This is a genomic window from Catellatospora vulcania, assembly GCF_009720385.1.
Classification (GTDB): Bacteria; Actinomycetota; Actinomycetes; order Mycobacteriales; family Micromonosporaceae; genus Catellatospora; species Catellatospora vulcania.
Genome location: NZ_WARX01000001.1, coordinates 944977 through 964640, shown reverse-complemented (window position 1 = coordinate 964640; position 19664 = coordinate 944977). Strand labels below are relative to the sequence as shown.

The 19664-nt window shown below is 70.0% G+C and carries 18 protein-coding genes; 9 read left to right on the top strand and 9 right to left on the bottom strand.

Annotated elements, in window-relative coordinates; genetic code table 11:
• Nucleotides 1–53 precede the first annotated feature (53 nt).
• The gene (locus F6W97_RS23625; RefSeq protein WP_155372586.1) at nt 54–1538 is read right to left on the bottom strand and encodes a cellulase family glycosylhydrolase; all 1485 of its coding nucleotides are present in this window, start codon (nt 1536–1538) and stop codon (nt 54–56) included.
• A 265-nt stretch (nt 1539–1803) separates the two neighbouring features.
• Here F6W97_RS23625 and F6W97_RS23620 point away from each other — a divergent pair, with 265 nt between their 5' ends.
• The 5 genes from F6W97_RS23620 to F6W97_RS23600 all read left to right on the top strand — a co-directional run bounded on the left by F6W97_RS23620 (nt 1804) and on the right by F6W97_RS23600 (nt 5902).
• Complete coding sequence (locus tag F6W97_RS23620; RefSeq protein ID WP_155372585.1) at nt 1804–2340, top strand: dihydrofolate reductase family protein; 537 nt, start codon at nt 1804–1806, stop codon at nt 2338–2340.
• 303 nt (nt 2341–2643) lie between these two features.
• Complete coding sequence (locus F6W97_RS23615) at nt 2644–3882, top strand: lipocalin-like domain-containing protein (protein ID WP_155372584.1); 1239 nt, start codon at nt 2644–2646, stop codon at nt 3880–3882.
• Nucleotides 3883–3967: 85 nt separating this feature from the next.
• Nucleotides 3968–4543 carry a TetR/AcrR family transcriptional regulator gene (locus tag F6W97_RS23610; protein ID WP_155372583.1) on the top strand — a complete coding sequence of 192 codons (576 nt, stop codon included), beginning with the start codon at nt 3968–3970 and terminating at the stop codon, nt 4541–4543.
• Nucleotides 4544–4557: 14 nt separating this feature from the next.
• On the top strand, nt 4558–5226 hold the full coding sequence (locus F6W97_RS23605; RefSeq protein ID WP_230686902.1) for a lysophospholipid acyltransferase family protein: 669 nt from the start codon (nt 4558–4560) through the stop codon (nt 5224–5226).
• 145 nt (nt 5227–5371) lie between these two features.
• The gene (locus F6W97_RS23600; RefSeq protein ID WP_155372581.1) at nt 5372–5902 is read left to right on the top strand and encodes a hypothetical protein; all 531 of its coding nucleotides are present in this window, start codon (nt 5372–5374) and stop codon (nt 5900–5902) included.
• Between the two features lie 12 nt (nt 5903–5914).
• On the opposite strand, the gene F6W97_RS23595 is transcribed toward F6W97_RS23600, so the two are convergent.
• The 3 genes from F6W97_RS23595 to F6W97_RS23585 form a co-directional block, all read right to left on the bottom strand.
• Entirely contained in the window at nt 5915–6817 is a 903-nt protein-coding gene (locus tag F6W97_RS23595) for a hypothetical protein (RefSeq protein ID WP_155372580.1), read from the bottom strand.
• Between the two features lie 168 nt (nt 6818–6985).
• On the bottom strand, nt 6986–7960 hold the full coding sequence (locus F6W97_RS23590; RefSeq protein ID WP_155372579.1) for a CU044_5270 family protein: 975 nt from the start codon (nt 7958–7960) through the stop codon (nt 6986–6988).
• A complete protein-coding gene (locus F6W97_RS23585) occupies nt 7957–8502 on the bottom strand; it encodes an RNA polymerase sigma factor (RefSeq protein ID WP_155372578.1) in 546 nt (181 codons plus the stop codon). Before F6W97_RS23585 ends, F6W97_RS23590 begins: the two co-directional genes overlap by 4 nt.
• A 345-nt stretch (nt 8503–8847) precedes the next feature.
• Between F6W97_RS23585 and F6W97_RS23580 the strand changes: the two genes are divergently transcribed.
• Together F6W97_RS23580 and F6W97_RS23575 are read left to right on the top strand one after the other, a co-directional pair.
• Nucleotides 8848–9321, top strand: coding sequence for a hypothetical protein (locus tag F6W97_RS23580; RefSeq protein WP_155372577.1), 474 nt, complete (start codon nt 8848–8850; stop codon nt 9319–9321).
• Nucleotides 9322–9334: 13 nt separating this feature from the next.
• On the top strand, nt 9335–9796 hold the full coding sequence (locus F6W97_RS23575; RefSeq protein WP_155372576.1) for a type II toxin-antitoxin system RelE family toxin: 462 nt from the start codon (nt 9335–9337) through the stop codon (nt 9794–9796).
• Here F6W97_RS23575 and F6W97_RS23570 read toward each other — a convergent pair.
• Nucleotides 9793–10233 carry a DNA-binding protein gene (locus F6W97_RS23570; protein ID WP_155372575.1) on the bottom strand — a complete coding sequence of 147 codons (441 nt, stop codon included), beginning with the start codon at nt 10231–10233 and terminating at the stop codon, nt 9793–9795. The genes F6W97_RS23575 and F6W97_RS23570 overlap by 4 nt on opposite strands.
• 201 nt (nt 10234–10434) lie before the next feature.
• Nucleotides 10435–11085, bottom strand: coding sequence for a hypothetical protein (locus tag F6W97_RS23565; RefSeq protein WP_155372574.1), 651 nt, complete (start codon nt 11083–11085; stop codon nt 10435–10437).
• Nucleotides 11086–11435: 350 nt separating this feature from the next.
• On the opposite strand from F6W97_RS23565, the gene F6W97_RS23560 reads away from it, so the two are divergent.
• Entirely contained in the window at nt 11436–12128 is a 693-nt protein-coding gene (locus F6W97_RS23560; protein WP_196279286.1) for a type 1 glutamine amidotransferase domain-containing protein, read from the top strand.
• A gap of 665 nt (nt 12129–12793) precedes the next feature.
• Here the strand turns inward: F6W97_RS23560 and F6W97_RS23555 are convergent.
• Entirely contained in the window at nt 12794–13306 is a 513-nt protein-coding gene (locus tag F6W97_RS23555; RefSeq protein WP_155372572.1) for a SigE family RNA polymerase sigma factor, read from the bottom strand.
• 178 nt (nt 13307–13484) lie between these two features.
• On the opposite strand from F6W97_RS23555, the gene F6W97_RS23550 reads away from it, so the two are divergent.
• A complete protein-coding gene (locus F6W97_RS23550; protein WP_155372571.1) occupies nt 13485–13688 on the top strand; it encodes a hypothetical protein in 204 nt (67 codons plus the stop codon).
• Nucleotides 13689–13760: 72 nt separating this feature from the next.
• On the opposite strand, the gene F6W97_RS23545 is transcribed toward F6W97_RS23550, so the two are convergent.
• A complete protein-coding gene (locus F6W97_RS23545) occupies nt 13761–18368 on the bottom strand; it encodes a discoidin domain-containing protein (protein ID WP_155372570.1) in 4608 nt (1535 codons plus the stop codon).
• Between the two features lie 463 nt (nt 18369–18831).
• Complete coding sequence (locus F6W97_RS23540) at nt 18832–19659, bottom strand: alpha/beta fold hydrolase (protein ID WP_155372569.1); 828 nt, start codon at nt 19657–19659, stop codon at nt 18832–18834.
• Nucleotides 19660–19664: the final 5 nt, after the last annotated feature.

Below are 19664 nucleotides of genomic sequence, written 5' to 3'. Positions count from 1 at the left end.
CGGCACGGCCCTCTCGCCGGGCACGAGAGGGCCGCGCCGCTGATCGGGGCGGGTCAGCTGGTGGGGAAGCTGTCCGGGGTGCGGATGCGGTTGCGCATGAAGTTGCCGGACTCGGTCAGCACCGCGGTGCCCGCGTACTGGCCGCCGTTGCAGGTGCCCGGCTTGAACGCGGCGCTGCCCTCACCGGCGTCGGAGTAGGTCCAGTTCGCGTAGCCGATCTTCAGCCGGTCCAGCATGTCCAGCCAGGCGGTGCTGCTGGCCGTGTCGACCGCGCCGCCGCCGGTGTAGGTGACCGTGCCGAACTCGGTGACGAAGATCGGCAGCGCGGCAGCCGCCCGCTCCACCTCGGCACGGTAGTTGTCCTTGTGCGAGGCGGCGTAGAAGTGGAACGCGTACATCACGTTGGTCGCGTTGACCTTGTTGTTGATGATCTCGGTGGAGTTGCCGCCCTCCGACACGCCCAGCGACGACCAGCCACGGGTGCCGACGATGACCACGGCGTCCGGGTCGTTGGCGCGGATCACCGGGATGACCTGCTCGGCGTAGTTCTTGATGGTCGACCAGCTCACGCCGTTCGGCTCGTTGGTGATCTCGTAGATCACGTTGCTCTTCGCCGCATGCCGCGCCGACACCGCCGCGAAGAAGGTCTTCGCGCGCTCCAGGTTGTACATCGGGTCGCCCGGGGTCAGCGTGTGGAAGTCGATCAGCGCGTACAGGCCGCGTTCGGTGGCCTCCTCGACGAGGTTGTTCACCTGGTTGGTGAACCCGGCCGGGTTGGTCTCGTAGCCCTGCTCCTGCACGTACATCGACACCCGCAGCAGGTCGGCCTGCCAGTCGCTCGCGAGCGCGTTCAGCGAGTTGTCGTTGTAGCAGTTGGCGAACCACTGCAGGCCGTGCGTGCTCATGCCGCGCAGCTGGATCGGCCGGTTGAACCGGTTGCACAGGTTCACCCCGCAGACGTGCAGCTGCCCGTTGATCGCGACCGGGGTCTGCCCGGTCGGCTGCGACGGGCTCGGCGAGGGCGAAGCGGACGGCGACGTGGACGGCCGCGGAGAGGCCGACGGCGAGCTGCTCGGAGCCGGCGAGCTCGGCGCGGGCGAGCTGGGCGTGGTGGAGCCGGTGCAGACGGCGCCGTTGAGGGTGAACGAGGTCGGCGCCGGGTTGGCCGTGGTCCAGCTGCCGTTGAAGCCGATGCCGGTGGAGGCGTTGGTGGCCAGCGAGCCGTTGTAGCTCATGCTCGCCGCGGTCACCGCAGACCCGCTCTGGGTGTAGGTGGCCGACCAGCCCTGGGTCACCTTCTGGCCGGAGTTCGGGAAGGTGAAGCCCAGCGTCCAACCGTTGATCGGGTCGCCGAGGTTCTTGACGGTGATGTTGGCGGTGAAGCCGCCCTGCCACTGGTTGGTGGTGTAGGTGACGGCGCAGCCGCTGGCGGCCATGGCGTTGACCACGGGCAGCGCGACGGTCACACCCATGGCGAGAGCGCCGACCGCGCCGGCCGCGATCAGGGCGCGCCGGGACGCGCGAGGGAGGAGTCTCATGACGAGCCTTTCGTCGGGATCGGGGTGGGCGCGCGCCGACACGGCCCTCGTCGGGCAACAAGGGGGCAGCAAACGCCCTGGCCAGAGACCGGGAGCGCTCCCATCGACCAGAGCTTAAGGCTCCGGTAATGCCTTCGCAACATATCCATTCATCGAAGCCTCATATCGCCGCAGAGCTACTGAAACTTTCAGAAATGCGTCCCGTCGTGATCGGATGTACGGTCCCGGCACGACGCAGGGCGACGCGGACCACGGGAGGACACGCATGGGCAAGGTGCTGTGGCACATCACGATGTCGCTGGACGGCTTCGTCGCCGGGCCGGGCGGCGACATGTCGTGGATGGCCGGATACGAAGGACCCAACCCCGCCGTCGACGAGGTGCTGTCCCGCATCGGCGCGGTCCTCATCGGCCACCGGACCTTCTTCGGCCCACTCGGCGAAGGACCCGCCGAAGGCCGGGTGTACGGCGGGGCCTGGACCGGACCGCAACTGGTCTACACCCGCGACATCCCCGAAGACCCCGACCCCGCCTACATCTTCGTCGACGACCTGGCCGAGGCCGTCGCCACCGCGAAGGCCGCCGCGGGCGACGGATACGCGGTGCTGATCGGCGCGGCGATCGCCCGCGCCTGCCTGGACGCCGGGCTGCTGGACGAGGTCCTCATCCACGTGGTCCCGACGCTGCTCGGCGACGGCACCCGCCTGTTCGACCGCCCCGGCGGCGACGGCACCCGCCTGGAACAGCTCAGCGTTACCCACACCCCGATGTGCACCAACATCTGGCTCCGCGTCCCGCACTGACCCCTGCCCCACCGGACCCGCGCCGGGCCGGGCCGGGACGGGACGGGACGGGCCCATGATCGTCCGACTTGCCGGGCACACGTGCGTATCTCGAGCCCGCTTTCGCCCAGGTGCCCGGCAAGTCGAGTGACCTTGGTGCGCCCCGCGCCCGGACCGTCACGACACGTCGCGGCCGGGCCGCCGCGGCCAGGTTGGCGATCTCGGCTACACGCTGGGCGAACGCGAGCTACATTACGCAAACCAGGGCAATAGGGTGATCCACCTGAAAGGCCGGCGCTGCGGCGTGATGGGACGGCGAGAAAGATGAGTGAGGCTCCCGGAAGGTTCTCCCGCCGCACGGCGCTGCGGGCGCTGGCCGCAGGATCGTTCGTCGCCCTACCCGGGCTGGCCGCGTGCAGCCGGTCCGCGCCGCCCGCCCCACCAGGCGTCGGCCCTACCCTCAACCGCTACGGCACGACCCCGAACGACTACGCCCTGCTCAACCTCAAGCCCGACACGTTCTACGCCTGGGAGGACGGCTACCGCACGGCCGCCACCAACGACGACCCCCGGGTGTACGAGTGGTGGCACACCGAGCTGACCGGCGACGACGGCATCGTGGTGTCGTTCACGCTGAAGACCCGCCCCGGCGACGGCCTGACCGCCGAGGCCGACCGGCGTCCCGCGGTGAACCTGCTGATCACCACGCCGTGGGGCAACGAGTTCAGCGTGTTCCAGACGTACGACTGGAAAGAGTTCGCCAGCGCCCCGGACCGCTGCAACGTCAAGGTCGGCCCCTTCACGCTGACCGGCGACCTGAAGAACTACCAGCTGCGCGGCACCGCCAACGACATCACCCTCAACCTGAACCTGACCAGCACCGCCGCGCCGTTCCGGCCGGGCACGGGCTACGTGTACCTGGGCGGGCCGGACCAGTACCAGGCCTGGTTCGCCGCGGTCCCGTCGGGCAAGGCCGAGGGCCACATCGTCTTCTACAACGAGAAGCGCGACTTCATCGGCACCGGCTACCACGACCACACGTGGGGCAACCTGCCGCTGCCGCAGTTCGTCGACCGGTGGCGCACCGGCATGGGTGTCGCGGACCGCTACTCGGTGCTCGCCCGGGACATCCACCTGCGCGGCAAGTACGACTCGACCGACCTGACGGTGCTGCTCGTCGATGACACCGAGGCGGGCAAGCGGCTGGTGGCGGCGTACAACGACGAGACGCTCAACGCCACCGAGATGCAGACCGGCGAGGAGGACGACTTCGCCGAGGTGCAGTGGAACTACACCGGCGACAACTCCGCGATCGTCACCATGACGGCCACCGACCGGCTGGTGCCCGGCCGCCCGTACGTCAACGGCACCGGCTCGGTGCTGCCCGCCTCCCGCGGCGAGGCCCCGCGCAAGCGCTGGTACATCCGCAACGAGGCCGAGATCGCACTGAGCCTGGGCACGATGGGCCCCGGCTACCGGGTCACCGGCAAGGGCACGCTCGACAACGCCCAGTTCGGGCTGCTGTCCGGCCAGCCGCAGACTCCCAAGCCGAAGCCGTCCTGATCGGCGGGCACCGGGTGCCCCGGCCGGTCCGCCGAACGAACCACGGCTGGTAGACACTGTCTACGCACTCTGGTAGACAGTGTCTATGCCGGATCAGGACACCACCCTGCGCGCCCGCCTGGTCGAGGTCGGCGTGGACCTGCTCACCCGCGAAGGACCCGGCTCGCTGACGCTGCGCGAGATCGCCCGGCGGGCCGGCGTCTCACACGGCGCACCGCGCCGCTACTTCCCCAGCCACCTGTCCCTGCTGTCCGCCATCGCCCAGGTCGGCTACCACGACCTCGGCGGGCGCATCGCCGGGCTGCGCGACGAAGCCGACCCGCGCGCCGGGCTGCTCGCCCTGGGCCGCGCCTACCTCGACTTCGCCCGCACCCAGCGCGGCATGTTCGAGCTGATGTTCCGCCACGAGCTGCTGCGCGGCAACCAGATCGGCCTGCGCGACGCCAGCCGCCAGCTGTTCGGCGTGCTCGTCGACCTGGTCACCCGCGCCCGGCACGACCTGGCCGACCCCGAGCCCGTCGTCGTCGCCGGGGCGCTGTGGGCCAACCTGCACGGCATCGCCCAGCTCTGGCTCTGGGGCAGCCTGCAGATGACCGTGCAGCTCGACGACGTCGACCCGCTGCTACGCGCCGCGCTGGACGCCCACCTGGGCCCGGCATGACCACCGGAGGACCCTTGTCGATCCAGTCCATCACCCGGATGCTGCTCACCCCGCTGGCGCGGGTGGCGTTCCGGCCGACCGTCGAAGGCCGCGAGCACATCCCGCTGGACGGACCGCTCATCCTGGCCGCCAACCACCTGTCGTTCCTGGACAGCTTCATCATCCCGCTGATGACGCCCCGGCCGGTCGCGTTCATGGCCAAGGCGGAGTACTTCACCGGCGCCGGCGTGCGGGGCCGGCTCATCCGCGAGCTGATGACCGGCCTCGAAGCCATCCCGGTGCAGCGCGGCGGGCACCGGGCCGCCCAGGAGTCCCTGGAACTGGCGCTCGGCGTGCTCCAACGCGGCGGCGCGTTCGGCATCCACCCCGAGGGCAGCCGGTCGCGCGACGGCCGCCTCTACCGCGGCCGCACCGGCGTGGCCTGGCTCGCCCTGGCCTCCGGCGCACCGGTTGTGCCCGTCGCCGTCCTCGGCACCGACCGCATCCAGCCCGTCGGCGCGAAACTCCCCCGACCCGGCCGCGTCACCATCCGCTTCGGCGCACCGCTGCACTTCACCCAGCAGCCCGGCATCAGCGTCGGCCGAGCCCGCCGCCAGGCCACCGACGACATCATGGCCGCGATCCAAACCCTCTCCGGCCAAACCCTCGCGGACGCCTTCAACGAACTCTCCCTCACCCCCTGAGCCGCCGCTCCGCCGCGCCGCATGATCACTGTTTGATGTCATGATCTGCGGTCGGACCGCAGATCATGACATCAAACTCCGATCTTCGCCGGTCTCGGCGCGGGGCGCGGGGAAACTGGGTCGCGGGCCGCGGGGCGAGGCGGGCATGCTCGGCGGTGTGGTGGTGGTGCAGCGGATCAGGGTGCGGTGGACGGCCGACGAGCGCGGGGCGGGCGACGCCGACCTGCGCCGCGGGTTGTCCGACGCGCGCCGCCTGCCCGAGTCACTGCCTGCCGATGCGGTCGTCGTGCATGACGTCGTCGCCGACCACGAGACCGGCTACCGGTTCACCGAGCAGGTGCTGTCCGGCGGGGACGCCGCGTCCTCGGCATCGCTGCAGTTGACCATGACCGAACAGGGCGTGACGGTGCACGCGCACGCCCGCTGGGCGGTGTACCCGCGGCAGGACCGGCCGACCCGCCTGTTCACTCTGGCTCCGGGCGAAGCCGGGCTGTACCGTGCCAACTTCCGGTTCCGAGGCTGCACCTGCTCGGCCTCGTGGTGGTACGAGGACTGGACGGTACGCGTCGCGAACGCGCCCGCCCGGACAGACCTGTTCGTCCGCGGCACCCCGCAGCACGTCACCGACCACCGCGTGCGGCTCTACGGCGGACGGAGCCGGCGCACAGCCGCGTAGCGGCGCCCCGGGTCAGGGGACGGGCGTCTCGCACCAGGCGAGGTCGCCGGGGCAGCCGCGGACAGCGTGCACGGCGAAGTGCTGCGCGTTCGCCTCGGCGAAGGCAGCGGTGCGAAACGGCTTGCCGTGGTCGTCGATGACGAGGGTGCCGCTACGCCCGGCGCTCGACCAGCGCAGGCGAAGCTGCCACGTGCAGTCGCAGTCGCCCGGGTCGGCCTCGATGACGAAGATCTCCGGGTCGGTGTCGGACACCTTGAACGGGAACGCCACCGCCGGGATCTTGTTGCGTGCCAGATCCTCGCCCGCCTGCGGCATCGCCTGCGGGTTCGGTCCGGCCAGGTCGATCCGGAAGTACCGGGGCACGGCGCCGCTGCCGCAGCCCTCTTCCGTGAGGAATACCCGCGGCGCGTCGAGCACCGGAGCCCGTTCCTTGATTTCGACGTCCAGGTCCTGCAGGACCACGGACTTGTCGGAGGTCCCCTGGAGCGTGAGCGTGATCCGCGACCGCGACGGGACCGCCTCGACTCGCTGCATCCACTCGGCGACCTCGTCGTCGGCGGGCCATTCGCGCGACTGTGGATCCATCACTCGGTACGGGCTGGCCAGCTCGCCGGGGTCGGCGTTCACCGTGTACGGCTTGCAGTAGTCACCGCGGGACAGCACGTCCACGCTGAACGGCACCGCGTCCGGCGCGGCCGGTGACGGCGTGCCCGCGCCGCCGGGAGTGTCCTCGCCGGGGACCAGCACCGCGACCGCAACCGCGCTGATCACCGACACGACCACCGCCGAGGCGACGCCGCTGAGCCAGTTACGCAGCACCCGGTGCCGCCGCCACCAGCCCATGGGTGGGCGCGCGACCGGATTCGGCGAGCCTGGCACGGGGCGGCGTTCGTAGGGATCGATCGGCAGCGTCACGGCGCTTTCCTGTCCGGTGTGGAGGCAGTACCGGACGATGACCCTACTGAGTGTCAGGGGCCGGTCGCAGCGCCGCCATGGGCAGAGTTGCCCGGCCGATCGACCAACTCCGGCCAGGTGACGACGCGGGCGGCGCGACCCGTTCGGGCCGCGCCTCCCGCGTATCCCTCAGCTCAGGGTCGACGCGTCCGGCAGCGGGCCGTCGGCCCAGCGGGTGCCGAGCAGGGTCGTCCAGCTGGACACCCGGCCGCCGACCCACGACTCGCTCGCCAAGGCCAGGCCGCTGGCCCGGTCGACGATGAGCCGGGCCTGCGACTTGCCGAAGTCACCCTGCCGAGTCAGCGCGATCGCGATGCCGGCGCGGCCGCGCTGGTCGGTCACCGGGCCCAGCGACTTCATGCCGGGCAGCGCCGCGAGCATCCGGTATGCCGCGCCCCGCACCCGCGGCGGCGTCGGCAGGTCGAGCACCAGCCCCATGCCGGCGTGGAACAGGTACACGTCGCCGCCCTCGGCTTCGCCGTCCGTGCCGTCATACCAGGTGAGCAGCTTCCTCCTGAGCTGGGCCGGGTCGGTGGGCAGCGCGGCAAGCTCCGCGACCGTGCGGGGCTGCCCGGCGAGCAGGAAGTTGTTCGCTGCGGTGTGCCCCAGCATCGGGTGGGCGGTCCACGACCCGCCCTCGCCGCGGAAGTAGCCGCTCGACGGCAGGCCCGGCAGCGCGGCAAGCCATTGCTCGTCCTCCACGGCGGGCCGGTCGCCTTCGCCGTGCCCGCGGCGGATCACCCAGTAGTCGCCAGCGGTGGCCGGTGCGGATTCGCTGTGCTGGGCGGCGAGCAGCAGCACGCCGCCCGCGTCGGTGGGCAGTTCGGCGGGCGCGCTGGACACCGGAGCGCTGGCGGGTGGCTGGACGACCGCCGGGCCCGTCCCGGATCCGTTGTTCAGCAGGATCGCGCCGGTCACGGCCAGCGCGACGGCGGGCAGGCCCGCGGCGAGGACGAGGCGGCCCACCGGCCGCCGGGCGGTGCGGGTCACGGTTTCCTCCTGGGGGTACGCCATGATCAGGGCGGGGTCGGCGGGCGGCGTCACCGGGTCGAGGCCGGTCGGACGGGCCTCGGTCAGGGCCCGCAGGGTGTCGCGGTGGCTCATCGGGAGTACTCCTGAGCGGTGAGGCGGACGGGGCGGTGGCGGTCCACCGGCACGGGGTCGGACATGGCCTGTTCCAGGCGCCTGCGGGCCCGGTGCAGGCGGACGAAGAAGGTGGCCGTCGAGCAGCCGACGACACGGGCGGCGTCCTTGGCGGACAGGCCCTGCCAGGCGGTCAGCGTCAGCGCCTCCCGGTCGTCGTCGCCGAGTCCCGCGAGCGCGGCCAGCATCGCGGCGCGGTCGGCGACGCCCTCGGCCACGTCGGCGTCGGCCTCGACGACCCAGGCGCGCAGCTCGGCGGCGAGGCTGGCCTGGCGTACGTCGTCGCGGAAGCGTTCCCGGATCACGTTGCGGGCCACGCCCAGCAGCCACGGCAACGCCCCCTCGGGCACGGCTTCCAGCCTGCGCCAGGCCACCAGGAACGTGTCGGCGACGACGTCGTCGGCGAGCGTGCGCCCGGCCCGGCTCACCGCGTACGCGTACACCTGTCGATGATGTCGTTGGTAGATGGCGGTGAACCGCCTGCTCGGCTCTCCATGGGTCACTGGCTCCTGCTCCTTCGCCGTGAAGGTGTTCCGTCACCAGGTAGTGCGCCCAGGGCGCCGATTCTTACCGCGGAACCGGCGGGGACCGAAACGGGTTCGCGCGCCGACCGGGTCGGCTCCCTCACCACGATCAACCGACTTGCCCGGCAGTCGGGCGTATGACGGGTCAAGATACGCACAGGTGCCGGGCAAGTCGAACGATCAAGACCCCTGCCGGGTCCCGGGGCGCACGAGGCGCGGCGCGGATCGGCGTTTCCGCGCCGGCGCAGCGGCACGGCTGCTACTTGTGGATTCGTGGGTCATACTCGTAAGTGCCGGGCTTGATTCGAGGGACAGGAGCCTGCGGTGACCGTCGCCTCCGACCGCGAGAAGATCGCCGACCTGCTCTCCTCCGTCGAGGAGCTGGAGGACATCGCCCGCACGCTCGACGACGAGCGCCGCGCGCGGCTGCTGCGCGTCGCCCGGCAATGGCTGGCCACCTGCGAACCCATCCGGCCCGTGATCGCGGCCGAGCTGCTCGACCTGAGCGAGCCGACAATCAGGGAGTGGGCGCGCACCGGCATCTTCACGATCGTGCAGGTCAACGGGCAGCCCCGGCTCGAACCGCGCCGCTTCCACGAGGTCTGGCACCTGGTCCGGGAGCTGCGCGACGCCGGACAGACCCGGGGCCTGCTCGACGCCGTATGGCGCTACCTGGAGGACACCGCGCTGCTGGAACGCGAGGACGTCCGCGAGAGCCTCGCCCAGATGCGGCGCGGCGACACCACGGCCATCGACACCGGCGAACTGCTCGCGCGTACGCGGCAGAGCCGGGCTTAGGCAGGTTGCCGACGTGGCCGTCGCCCTCGAATGGACCCCCCGCGCCGAGCAGCAGTTCGACGGCCTGCGCAACCGTCACCAGCAGCAGGTCGCGCAGTTCCTGCGCCACCTCGAAGCCGAAGGCTGCGCGGCCCTCGGCTACCGCCTCACCGGCGGCGCACCGCTCGACCACCTGTGCGTGAAGCACGTCGGCGACCTGCGCATCGTCGTCGCGTTCCGGTCCGGCAGGCAGGCGTGCGTGGTCCTGATCGGACGCCACGACGAGGCCGACCCGGGCGGCGACGTGTACGCGGCACTCTACGAACTCGCCGGGGTCAAGGCGCCGACGGATCCGCGCACCAAGCCGTCGTGCTGCGACGACAGCGGCCTGCCGCCGGAGATCGGCGCGGCCGTCGACGAACTCGCCGACCGGGCGGTCCGGATCCGCCGCACCCGGCGCGGTGAAGGCCGCAACGGCGACGCGCCTCGCAGCTAGCTCGCGGCAGGCGGCTGCGTGCGGCCGGTCAGGCGCTCGTAGCGCTGCCGGGCCGCCTGCGGAGTGCCGAGACCGAGCCCGAAGGCGATCGCCTGCCAGGTCAGGCCGCGTGCACGGGCCAGCTCCAGCAGGCCGGCCTCCAGGGAGTCGAGTTCGGCGCGTACGCGAGGAATCAGGGTGAGCGCGGCAGTCAGGTCGGCGGAGTCCAGCGGCGCTTCGTCCGGCTCGGGCAACGCTGAACCTGCCGCGAGCGACACCGTCAGGCTGACCGCCTCGTACGGGTCGAGCACCGTCGCGTTTCGCCAGCGGTCACGCCGGCTGCCCGTCGCGGCGTGTCGCTCGGCGATCCGGGTGAGCGCGGCGAAGTCACGCATCGCCCGGGCACGACCGGCATCCGGCGGAGTGAACAGGTCATCGGTCTCTTGCGCATCGGCCATGTCGATCAGTGAACCCTGAAAACACTACGTTGTCAACGTTCCGTGTTGAACAGATCGTTCAAACGTCCATGGCCCCGTCCCTGGCTCCCGCCGACAAGGCGGCGTCAGTTCTGGTTCTGCAGCTTCAGGGAATCTGAGGGAATGGCGGATGCGGTTAGTGCAGATTCCCCGAAACTGCGGAACGGGCGGGGCCGGAGCGGGTCAGGAGCGCATCAGGGGGACCATCAGGTGGGTGCCGAGGACGTCGTTCATGACGGGCGGGGTCTGGGTGTCGTACTTGCCGGTGCCGGACCGCACCGACAGGAGCATCCGGCCGAGCGCGCCCGGCGCCAGCTCGTACGCCTGCAGCGCGGAACCCCGGAAGATGACCGGCTTGCCGTACTGCGCGGCCAGCCGGACCATCACCCCGCCGATGAGCTTCTGGCAGGTCGAGCACGGGCTGTTGGTCTGGTGCGCCTCGATGATGACGGCGAGCGTCGTCTCCTGGTTCAGGTTCACGGCGGCCGCTTCGAACCAGGCCAGGAACGCCTGGAACTCGGAGTGTGCGACACCCGAGACGCCCTTGAGCTTGTGCGGCTCGACGGTGTCCTTGGCGGCGGCCGACTCCTGCTCGATCTCCCCATCGATGCGGCGGACCACGGTCAGGCCGGCCAGCAGCGAGTTCCCGGACGCGCCGCCGGGCAGGGCCGCTCGGTGCAGGGCGGGGGCGGTGACGGTGCAGTACGTGGCCGGGGCGGTGCGGAGCAGCACGTCGAGGGAGTCGGCGACAGCCCACAGACTGTCCCCGGTGTGGGTCTGGCCACCGGCCTCGTACTCGTACCTCTCCCCGGTGAAACTCAGGTGATGGGGCATCTGCGCCTCCTATGTCGGTCGGACGCCGATAAGAGGACGGATCCGATTCGGTGATACGCGTTTTCGGTGTGGCAGCTGGGTCGGGTCGACGACTCCGCCAGGCCGTGAGCCTGGCAGCCACGCATCGAGAGCAGAGGGGGCCTTGGCTTGGCCATATACCCAAAGCTGGGCGAGCCGGTAGGACCTGATGCCTATACTTCAACTTTGATCATGTTTCGTCGGCCTAAGTTCTGGCCTGGCACGTTCACCATGAAACGCGCCGGAATGTATGCATTCAATGCATACATCAACTTCCACCACCGAAGGCGGAATGCTGATCCTCACCATGCTCACCTGAAGGCGAGATCATCATGGCAAAGGTTCTGATGGTGCTGAGCGGCGCTCAGTACTGGACCATGAAGGACGGGCACCGGCACCCCACGGGGTACTGGGCCGAGGAGTTCGTCGCCCCCTACACCGTGTTCACGGAGGCCGGTCACGAGGTCACGGTCGCCACTCCGGGCGGCGTGATCCCCACCGTGGACACGATGAGCCTGCGGCCCAGTATGACGGGCGGCGAGGAAGTCTCCATCCAGGAAGAGGCCGTCATCGAGGCGGCTGAGCAGCTCCGCTATCCCGTTGCCATCAAGGACGTGCGGTTCGAGGACTACGACACCGTGTTCTACCCCGGCGGGCACGGGCCCATGGAGGACCTCGCCTACGACGCCGATTCCGGCAGGCTGCTCCGGGAGGCACTCGCCTCCGGCAAACACTTCGGCATCGTTTGCCACGCCCCGTCCGCGATTCTCGCCACCCGCGACGAGCACGGTGACACGCCGTTCGCGAACTACCGCCTCACCGGGTTCACCAACGAGGAAGAAGCCGGTGTCGGCCTCGCCGACAAGGCCAAATGGCTCCTGGAGGACGAGCTGAAGAAGCTGCCCACCGACTTCTCGCGCGGCCCGAAATGGGAGCCGTACCTGGTCACGGACCGGACCCTGCACACCGGCCAGAACCCGGCGTCTGCCGGCCCGCTCGCGAAAGAGCTGCTGGCGGTGATCTGACCCGAAACAGCAGGAGCGCCGTCACGGATCACTTGACGATCATGCGGTGAGTACGGCCCATGCCGGCACAGAGGGACACCGACACACCAGCACTGCCGGTGTCCCTCTGTGTGCTCGCGTCTGCGGGTGCCGGTGAACCGGCGACTGTCCGGACCGGCCGGTGACGCCTGAGCCGGCCCGATGACGACCTCAGCAGCTCAGCTCGCGTGGCGCGGCACCAGATCTCGGCAGGCCGGTCTGACCGCGCCTACCTGCCCGAATGACCGCGAGGCTCCTGTTCAGAGTGCGGCGGTTGTCGCACTAGCGCCGCGGCGACGGCGACGGCATGTTCATCGGTGCTGACGGGGATGGAGATGGGGCCGCAGGCGACGGGGACGGAGCCGCGCGTGACGGGGACGGAGCCGCGGGCGACGGGAACGGAGCCGCGGGCGACGGGGACGGAGCCGCGGGCGACGGCGCGGCAGGTGGTGTTCCCCGGTCGGCAGCGGCGAGCGCGAGCGGCGCGCTGATCAGAACAGCGGCCACGGCCGCGACAGCGCCGAGCACGACCGTGGTTTTGCGCCTGCGGTGCGCCAGATTGAGCGCGCGGGTGGTCAGATTCACGGGGGAAGCCTCCTCGGAGATTTCGGACAGCGTGTTGCGAATGAGGGCTTCGAATGGGGTGCTCATGGCGTCGCCTCCAGCACGGGTTCGGTGGCGGGCATCAACTGCCGCAGCCGGGTGACGGCTCGGGATGTGCGGCTGCGCACTGTTCCGATGGAGCAGCCCAGGATCTCGGCCACCTGTCCCTCCGTCAGGTCCTCGTAGTAGCGCAGGACCAGCACCGTGCGTTGCGGCGGCGGCAGCTCCCGCAACGCTTCGCGCATCGCGACCCGCAGGTCGGTGTGTGTGCTCGGATCAGGCATGACGAAGTCGGCCGGAACCGCCGTGACCAGCTCGCGTAGCCGGCCCAGCCGCCGCCACCAGCCGACCTGTTCCCGGTACATGACGACGCGGATGTAGCCCTCCGGATCCTCGTGCCGTAACGAGCCCCAGCGGGCGTACGTCTTGGCCAGGGCGGACTGGACCAGGTCCTCTGCCGCGTGCTGGTCACCGGTGAGCAGGTACGCCACCCGGATCAGCGCCGGCGTGCGTGCCGCTGCGAACTCCGCGAACCGTCTCTTGGCTTCATCTTCCACACCCACCCCTATCGCTCGACCCTCTACACCTACAGACGCACGGGGGTCCCGAAGCTATCCGTGGCGGTCCCCCGGCTGCCCGGCGGCCTGAGTGAGGACACGTTGCCCGCCTCGGCCGCCCGCGCCGAGAAGCCGAAATGCGGTGGCGGCAGGCGGTGGCCGACCGTACGTTGCCGTGGTGGTCAAGTCCTCCGGCCGGTTCAGGCGCCGCACCCGCCTGCGTACTCTCCTGCCCTGGTTTCTGATCAACCTCGGCGCGGCCGCTAAACCCGGCCGGGACTGCGGCGATCACGAGTGGTACCGCTTCGACACGGCGGTGGAGCACTGCTACCACTGCGCTGTCGGGCAGCGGCCCTACGACGCGGCTCACTTTCGAGACTGACCCGACAGGCAGGGGGCCTGCCGGCGGTGATCGCCGGCAGGCCCCCTGTGGTGCGGTTTCTCAGGCTGAGGGTCAGCTGCCCGAGAAGGTGAACGTCGAACCCGGCTGGGTCACGATGTTGCCGGTGCCCGAGTTCGTGATGGTGACGTTCGACAGCGTCGCGCTACCGCGGGCCTGGGCCATCGCCAGCATGCCCGCGCCGTTGTTCGACTTGTCGATCTTCACGTTGGTGATGATCACCCCCGGCAGCTCACCGGCCTTGAACTGGATGCCGTCGTACGTCGAGTCGTAGATCTCGGTGTCACGGATGGTGACACCGGGGATCGCGACGGTCGCCGCGAACAGCGTGATCGCGCCGAACTCCTGGTCTTCGTTCCAGAAGGCGCCACCCGTGCGGTAGAGCGCGTTGTTGGCGATCAGCGTCTGACCCGTGAAGGGGATCGGGTCGTGGTCGGTCGCCAGCATGATGCCCGGGTAGTTCATGGTGTCGTAGATCAGGTTGTTCTCGATCTTGTTGCCGTAGCCGCCGTAGATCGCGATGCCGTTCGCCCGCCACGGCAGCTGCACCGTGTTGTTGACGAAGCGGTTGTCGTGACCGATGTCGACCGAGGTGTCCTTCACGTACTTGCTGGCCCAGACCGCGAGCGCGTCGTCGCCGTTGTTGCGGAACGACGAGTTGAACACGGTCGAGTTGCGGGTGCCGTTGGTGAAGTTGATGCCGTCGGCGTACGTGTTGCGCACGCGCATGCCGCTGAACTCCAGCCCGTCACCGGGTCCCCAGAGCTCGGGGATGTTGGAGTAGTCGCGGCCGACCCAGACACCGACGTTGGCGTGCTCGATCCAGACGTTGGTGATCTTCGTGCCGACACCGAGCCGGCCGTTGATGCCGACGCCGCCCTCGGCGTTGCCGTCACCGCCACGGATCCGGCCGGAGCCGAAGATCGCGATGTCGGAGATGATGGTGTTCTTGTCGATGTCGAACCCGAAGTTGCCCTCGTGCGGGTGGTTGATGCCGCCCGCGTTCTGGGGCTGGGTCAGCGTGTAGAGGCGGGAGTGCCACATGCCCGCGCCGCGGATGGTGACGTTGCTGATGCCCACCTGGTTGTGCGTCCCGCGGTTCAGCGGGTCGTCGGTGAGGATCTTCTGCTCCTGCCGCCACTGGCCGGCCGGGATCCAGACGCAGCTGATCTGCCCGTTCTGGTCGGCGGTCACCGCGGCCTGGATGGCCGTGGTGTCGTCGAGGCCGTCGTTGGGCACCGCGCCGTAGTTGGTGATCGAGGTGCACTCGGCCGGCTTGGTCAGCGCGGGCGCCACCTGCTCCAGGTCGACGAGATCGATGATGTAGAAGGAGGCGTTGTCACCCGAGTCGCGCTGCAGCTTGAACTTCGTGCCGGCCGGGTACGACTGCGACAGCAGGGCGTTGGACTCGTCGAACAGCCGCCGCGCGTTGGTCTGCGGGGTGTTCGTCAGGCCCTCGGGATCGTCGGTGGTGCCGTAGAGCCAGCTGTGCACCGAGGACAGGGTGAGCTTCCGGTCGAAGACACCGTTGATGTAGAGGCTGATCGTGTAGTCCTGGCCGCCGCCGCCGGCGGCGTCGGGGACCGAGTTGCGGACGACGATCGAGTTGGCCTGGTTGGTCGAGGTGAACTCGACATACTGGCCCTGGCTGTTGAGCTGCACCGATTTGCGGCCCGAGGACTCGGTGGCGAAGTTGGTGTGCCCGAAGGTGCGCAGCGCGTCCGTCTGCAGCAGGGTGCCCTGGTAGGCAGCGGACTCGGCCTCGTACGAGGTGTACGGGACGGCCGCGCCCCGGCCGACGACGATCGACTGGGACTGCGAGTTGTTGGTCTCGTTGGTCTCGGTCACGACGTTGGTGGCGTCGGCGCTGGCGGTGATGGTCGCGCCGCCGCTGGTGGCGGTCCAGGTGCCGTTGACGGCCACGTTGACCGTGGTGCCCGCGGCGATGGAGGCCGTGTTGGTGTTGAGGGTGGTCGAGCCGACCGTCACCCGGGTGACCGTGGTGACGCCCGAGGCCGTGGTGCCGCGGTTGTTGACGGTCACCGTGAAGCTGACCGCCGCGCCGACGGCCGGGTTGGCCGGGTTGGTGGAGATCCCGGTGACCTGCAGGTCGGGGCCGGGGGCCTGGGCCACGACGAGGTTGCTCGCGGCGTTGGCGGTGTTGTTGTTCTCGTTCTTCTCGGTCACCGTGCTCGCGTTGTCGGCGCGGGCGCTGATCGCGTACGAGCCCTGGCCGAGGGTGCCGATGGGCAGGCTGACCGACTGCGAGCCGCCGGCCGCGATGGCCGCGACGTCGACGGTGCCCTTGAGCGCGCCGTCGAGGTAGAGGCCCACCTTCGAGGCGGGCGCGGCCAGGTCGCCGATGTTGTTGACGGTGGCGGTCAGCGAGATGCTGGACGCCTCGTTCGGCGACGACGGGGTCCACGACACGTTGCTGACGGTGAGGTCAGGGTTCGGCGCGGGGGTGCCGCAGACCTCGAACTCCGCGACCTGGCCCGAGGGGGCGCCGGTGTTGGAGTTGAAGGACAGCCGCACGTCGGCGGTGGTCGCCGAGACGGGGATGCTCACCACGTTGCTGCCCTGGGTGAACTGGTAGCTCGCCGCCGACACCAGGTTGGTGTAGGTGGACGAGGACTGCTCGCGGCCCAGGATCTGGAAGTTCTGGGTACGCGTGCCCCACGAGGCGTCCGGGTTCAGCTTGACGTTGACCTGGGTGACCGTGTGGTTGCCGCCCAGCGCCACGGTCAGCGTCGCCGGGTACGCGCCACCCTCCCAGTAGGTGGCGACCTGCCCGTCGTTGGCCTTGTCCGGGGTGAACGTGAAGATCGAGCCGTTCGCGCTCATGGTCTTGCCGGACGCGACGTTGACGCAGCCGGGCTGCTGGGTGCCGGTGCGGGTGACGGTGTTGCTGTTGCCGGACAGGTTGCCGGCGTTGTCACGGGCCCGCACGTAGTAGGACACGGTCGCCGTGGCGGGCTGTGTGTCCTGGTAGGTGAGCACGGTGCCGAGGGTCGCGATCAGGCCGCCGTCGCGGTACACGTTGTAGCCGGCCAGGCCGCTGCCCGAGCCGTCGTTGGACGCGCCCCAGTTGAGTGTGATCGTGGTGCCCGAGGTGCTCTGGGTCAGGTTCGACGGCACGGTCGGGGCGGTGACGTCACCGCCGGGGCGGGTGACCGTGTTGCTGTTACCGGAGACGTTGCCCGCGTTGTCACGCGCCCGGACGTAGTAGGACACGGTGGCCGAGGCGGCCTGGGTGTCGTTCCAGGTGGTGACGGTGCCGACCTGCGCGGCCAGGGCGCCGTTGCGGAACACGTCGTAGCCGGCCAGGCCGCTGCCGCCCGCGTTGTCGGTCGACGCGCCCCAGTTCAGGGTGATCGTCGTGCCGGACGTGGTGTGGCTGAGCGTGCCGGGCACGCTCGGCGCGGTGGTGTCCGGCGTGCTGCCGTTGCGGGTGACCGTGTTGCTGTTGGCGGAGATGTTGCCCGCGTTGTCGCGCGAGCGCACGTAGTAGGACACGGTCGCCGTGGTCGGCTGGGTGTCCTGCCAGGTGGTGACGTTGCCCAGCGTCGCGGCCAGGGTGCCGTTGCGGTAGACGTTGTAGCCCGCCAGGCCGCTGCCGCCGGAGTTGTCCGTCGACGCGCCCCAGTTCAGGGTGATCGTCGTGCCGGAGGCGCCGAGGGTCAGGTTCGACGGCACGCTCGGGGCGGTGGTGTCGGGGGTGCCGGTGCCGGGCCCGTACACCTCGATCTCGGAGAGCTGGCCCGCCGGCCACGCGGAGTTGGCGGTGATGTTGATCCGCACGTACCGGGTGGTGGTCTGGGTGAAGTTGATCGTCACCGAGTTGCCGGCCACGGCCGGGTTGAAGGTGTACGACGCCGAGCCGACGATGTCGGTGAACGTCGAGCCGTTCGTGCTGCCCTGCACCGCGAGGGTCTGCGAGCGGGTGCCCCAGCCGGAGGTAGGCAGTTTCAGCACGACCCGGTTGACGGCCACGGACGCGCCGAGGTCGACGGTCGCCCACTCCGGGAACGAGTTGTTGACGCTCTCCCAGTAGGTGCCCTGGTTGCCGTCGACGAGCCGGGACGCGTCGTACACGTCGGCGTGGCCGCTCTCGGTGGTCGGGCGGCCCTGCGCGAGGTTCGTCGACGCGCTGGCGGTGCCGTAGATCTCCAGCTCGGACAGCTGTGCAGCGGCCCAGCCGGTGTTCGCGCTGACGCTGATGCGCACGTAGCGCGGCGACGTCGCGGGGAAGTTGATGGTCACCGAGTTGTTGGCGACCGACGGGTTGAAGCTGTAGCCCTGCGAGGCGACGATGTCGCTGAAGCTGGTCCCGTTGGTGCTGCCCTGCACGGCCAGGGTCTGGGTGCGGGTGCCCCAGCCGGCGGGCAGCTTCAGCACGACCTGGTCGATGGCGGTGGCGGCGCCGAGGTCGAGCTGGGCCCACTGCGGCAGGGAGCCGGAGCTCTCCCAGTAGGTGCCCTGGTTGCCGTCGTTGAGGTTGCCGGTCACGTAGGGGCCGTTGACCGAGCTGGCGGAGGTGGATTTGCCGGACGACAGGTTGGGGCCGCCGGCCGCTTGCGCGACGGCAGCCCACCCGGCCGTGGCGATCATGGCAGCGGCGACCGCGGTCGCCACCACCCTGATCGGATTCTTGGTTCTCATCGTTGTCCTTTGTCACGGAGGGACGGTTCCGCGTGTGGAGGGGGTCCACAGGCGATGCGGTGAAACGGGTGCCTGAACAGCCGCGACGGTGAGCGGGACCGCGCGGTTGATGTTTTGCAGGCGTGGTGTAACCGGTGACGTGGCGCGGGCGTGAACTCAGCCCGGACCGCGTGGGGGTGATCGACCAGTGCGTACGAAAGCCGACGTCATACCGGGCCTCTCCCGAAACGGATGGAGAACACCGGCAGGTGAGCGGCCTGCAGGGAACTTGCACAAGCTTTCGACAAAACTAAACATCGGTTTGTCGAAATCTTGCACTGCGTTGGGAGCAACGTTACCGACACGTCACGAACACGTCAACACTTCGACAGTCGTGAGCCGACGAACGGATGAGACGCGGCGGCAAAGACATGGCCATCCGGACGGAATCCGGATGGCCATGTGTCCACTCTCGACGGTGTGCTCAGGCCGCGGCCAGCACCTCGCGCAGTCGCGCGGCGAACGCCGCCGGGTGCTCGGTGAAGCCGATGTGGTCGCCGGGGAACATCGTCGGCTCGATGTCCAGCAGCGCGGCCAGCGCCCGGGACGTGCGATCGCAGAGCTGACCGGTCGATTCCTCGCCGATGCCGACCACGACCCGGGTGCCGTTCTTGAGCAGCGCCGCGGTATCCGGCACGAAGCTGACGGTGGGCAGCAGCATGTGCGCGTACTGGAAGTGCTCGTCGGCGACGGACTGCTCGTCGCGCTCGCCGCCCACGATGGCCTCGAACACCGGCGGCGGCAGCTCGATGTTCGCGATCTTCAGGAACTTCGCGAACGCGCCCCGGGGGTCGCCGCCCAGGTACGTGGCGATCATGTCGTCGGTCTGCTCGCGCAGCTCCACCCGGTCCTCGACCAGTTCGTCCAGCGGCGGCTCGTGCGCGATGACCGTCCTGACCAGGTCGGGACGCGCTTCGGCGAGTGCCAGCGCGCTGACCGCGCCGCCGCTGGAGCCCAGCACCACGGCCGGCCCGGCGTCGAGGTGGGTGATCAGCCGGGCCAGGTCGTCGCCGCGCTGCTGCGGCGTCGAATCCTGCTCGCGGTCGTCGACCTGGCTGCGGAAGATGCCCCGCGGATCGGTGGTGAGCACCGTGTGGTCGGCGGCCAGCAGCTCGGCGAGCGGCGTGAACGCCCGGCCGTCCATCGGCGCGCCGATGAGCACCACCAGCGGCCCGGTGCCCCGTACCTCGTAGTGCAGCCGGGCGCCGGGCACGTCCAGGACGCCGGTGGTGACGGTTGAAGTGTCGTTCATCAGGT

Coding starts and splice junctions, on each gene's coding strand:
- F6W97_RS23625 (WP_155372586.1), bottom strand. CDS start 1,538: ATGAGACTCCTCCCTCGCGCGTCCCGGCGCGCCCTGATCGCGGCCGGC.
- F6W97_RS23620 (WP_155372585.1), top strand. CDS start 1,804: ATGGGCAAGGTGCTGTGGCACATCACGATGTCGCTGGACGGCTTCGTC.
- F6W97_RS23615 (WP_155372584.1), top strand. CDS start 2,644: ATGAGTGAGGCTCCCGGAAGGTTCTCCCGCCGCACGGCGCTGCGGGCG.
- F6W97_RS23610 (WP_155372583.1), top strand. CDS start 3,968: ATGCCGGATCAGGACACCACCCTGCGCGCCCGCCTGGTCGAGGTCGGC.
- F6W97_RS23600 (WP_155372581.1), top strand. CDS start 5,372: ATGCTCGGCGGTGTGGTGGTGGTGCAGCGGATCAGGGTGCGGTGGACG.
- F6W97_RS23590 (WP_155372579.1), bottom strand. CDS start 7,960: ATGAGCCACCGCGACACCCTGCGGGCCCTGACCGAGGCCCGTCCGACC.
- F6W97_RS23570 (WP_155372575.1), bottom strand. CDS start 10,233: ATGGCCGATGCGCAAGAGACCGATGACCTGTTCACTCCGCCGGATGCC.
- F6W97_RS23565 (WP_155372574.1), bottom strand. CDS start 11,085: ATGCCCCATCACCTGAGTTTCACCGGGGAGAGGTACGAGTACGAGGCC.
- F6W97_RS23560 (WP_196279286.1), top strand. CDS start 11,436: ATGGCAAAGGTTCTGATGGTGCTGAGCGGCGCTCAGTACTGGACCATG.
- F6W97_RS23545 (WP_155372570.1), bottom strand. CDS start 18,368: ATGAGAACCAAGAATCCGATCAGGGTGGTGGCGACCGCGGTCGCCGCT.
- F6W97_RS23540 (WP_155372569.1), bottom strand. CDS start 19,659: ATGAACGACACTTCAACCGTCACCACCGGCGTCCTGGACGTGCCCGGC.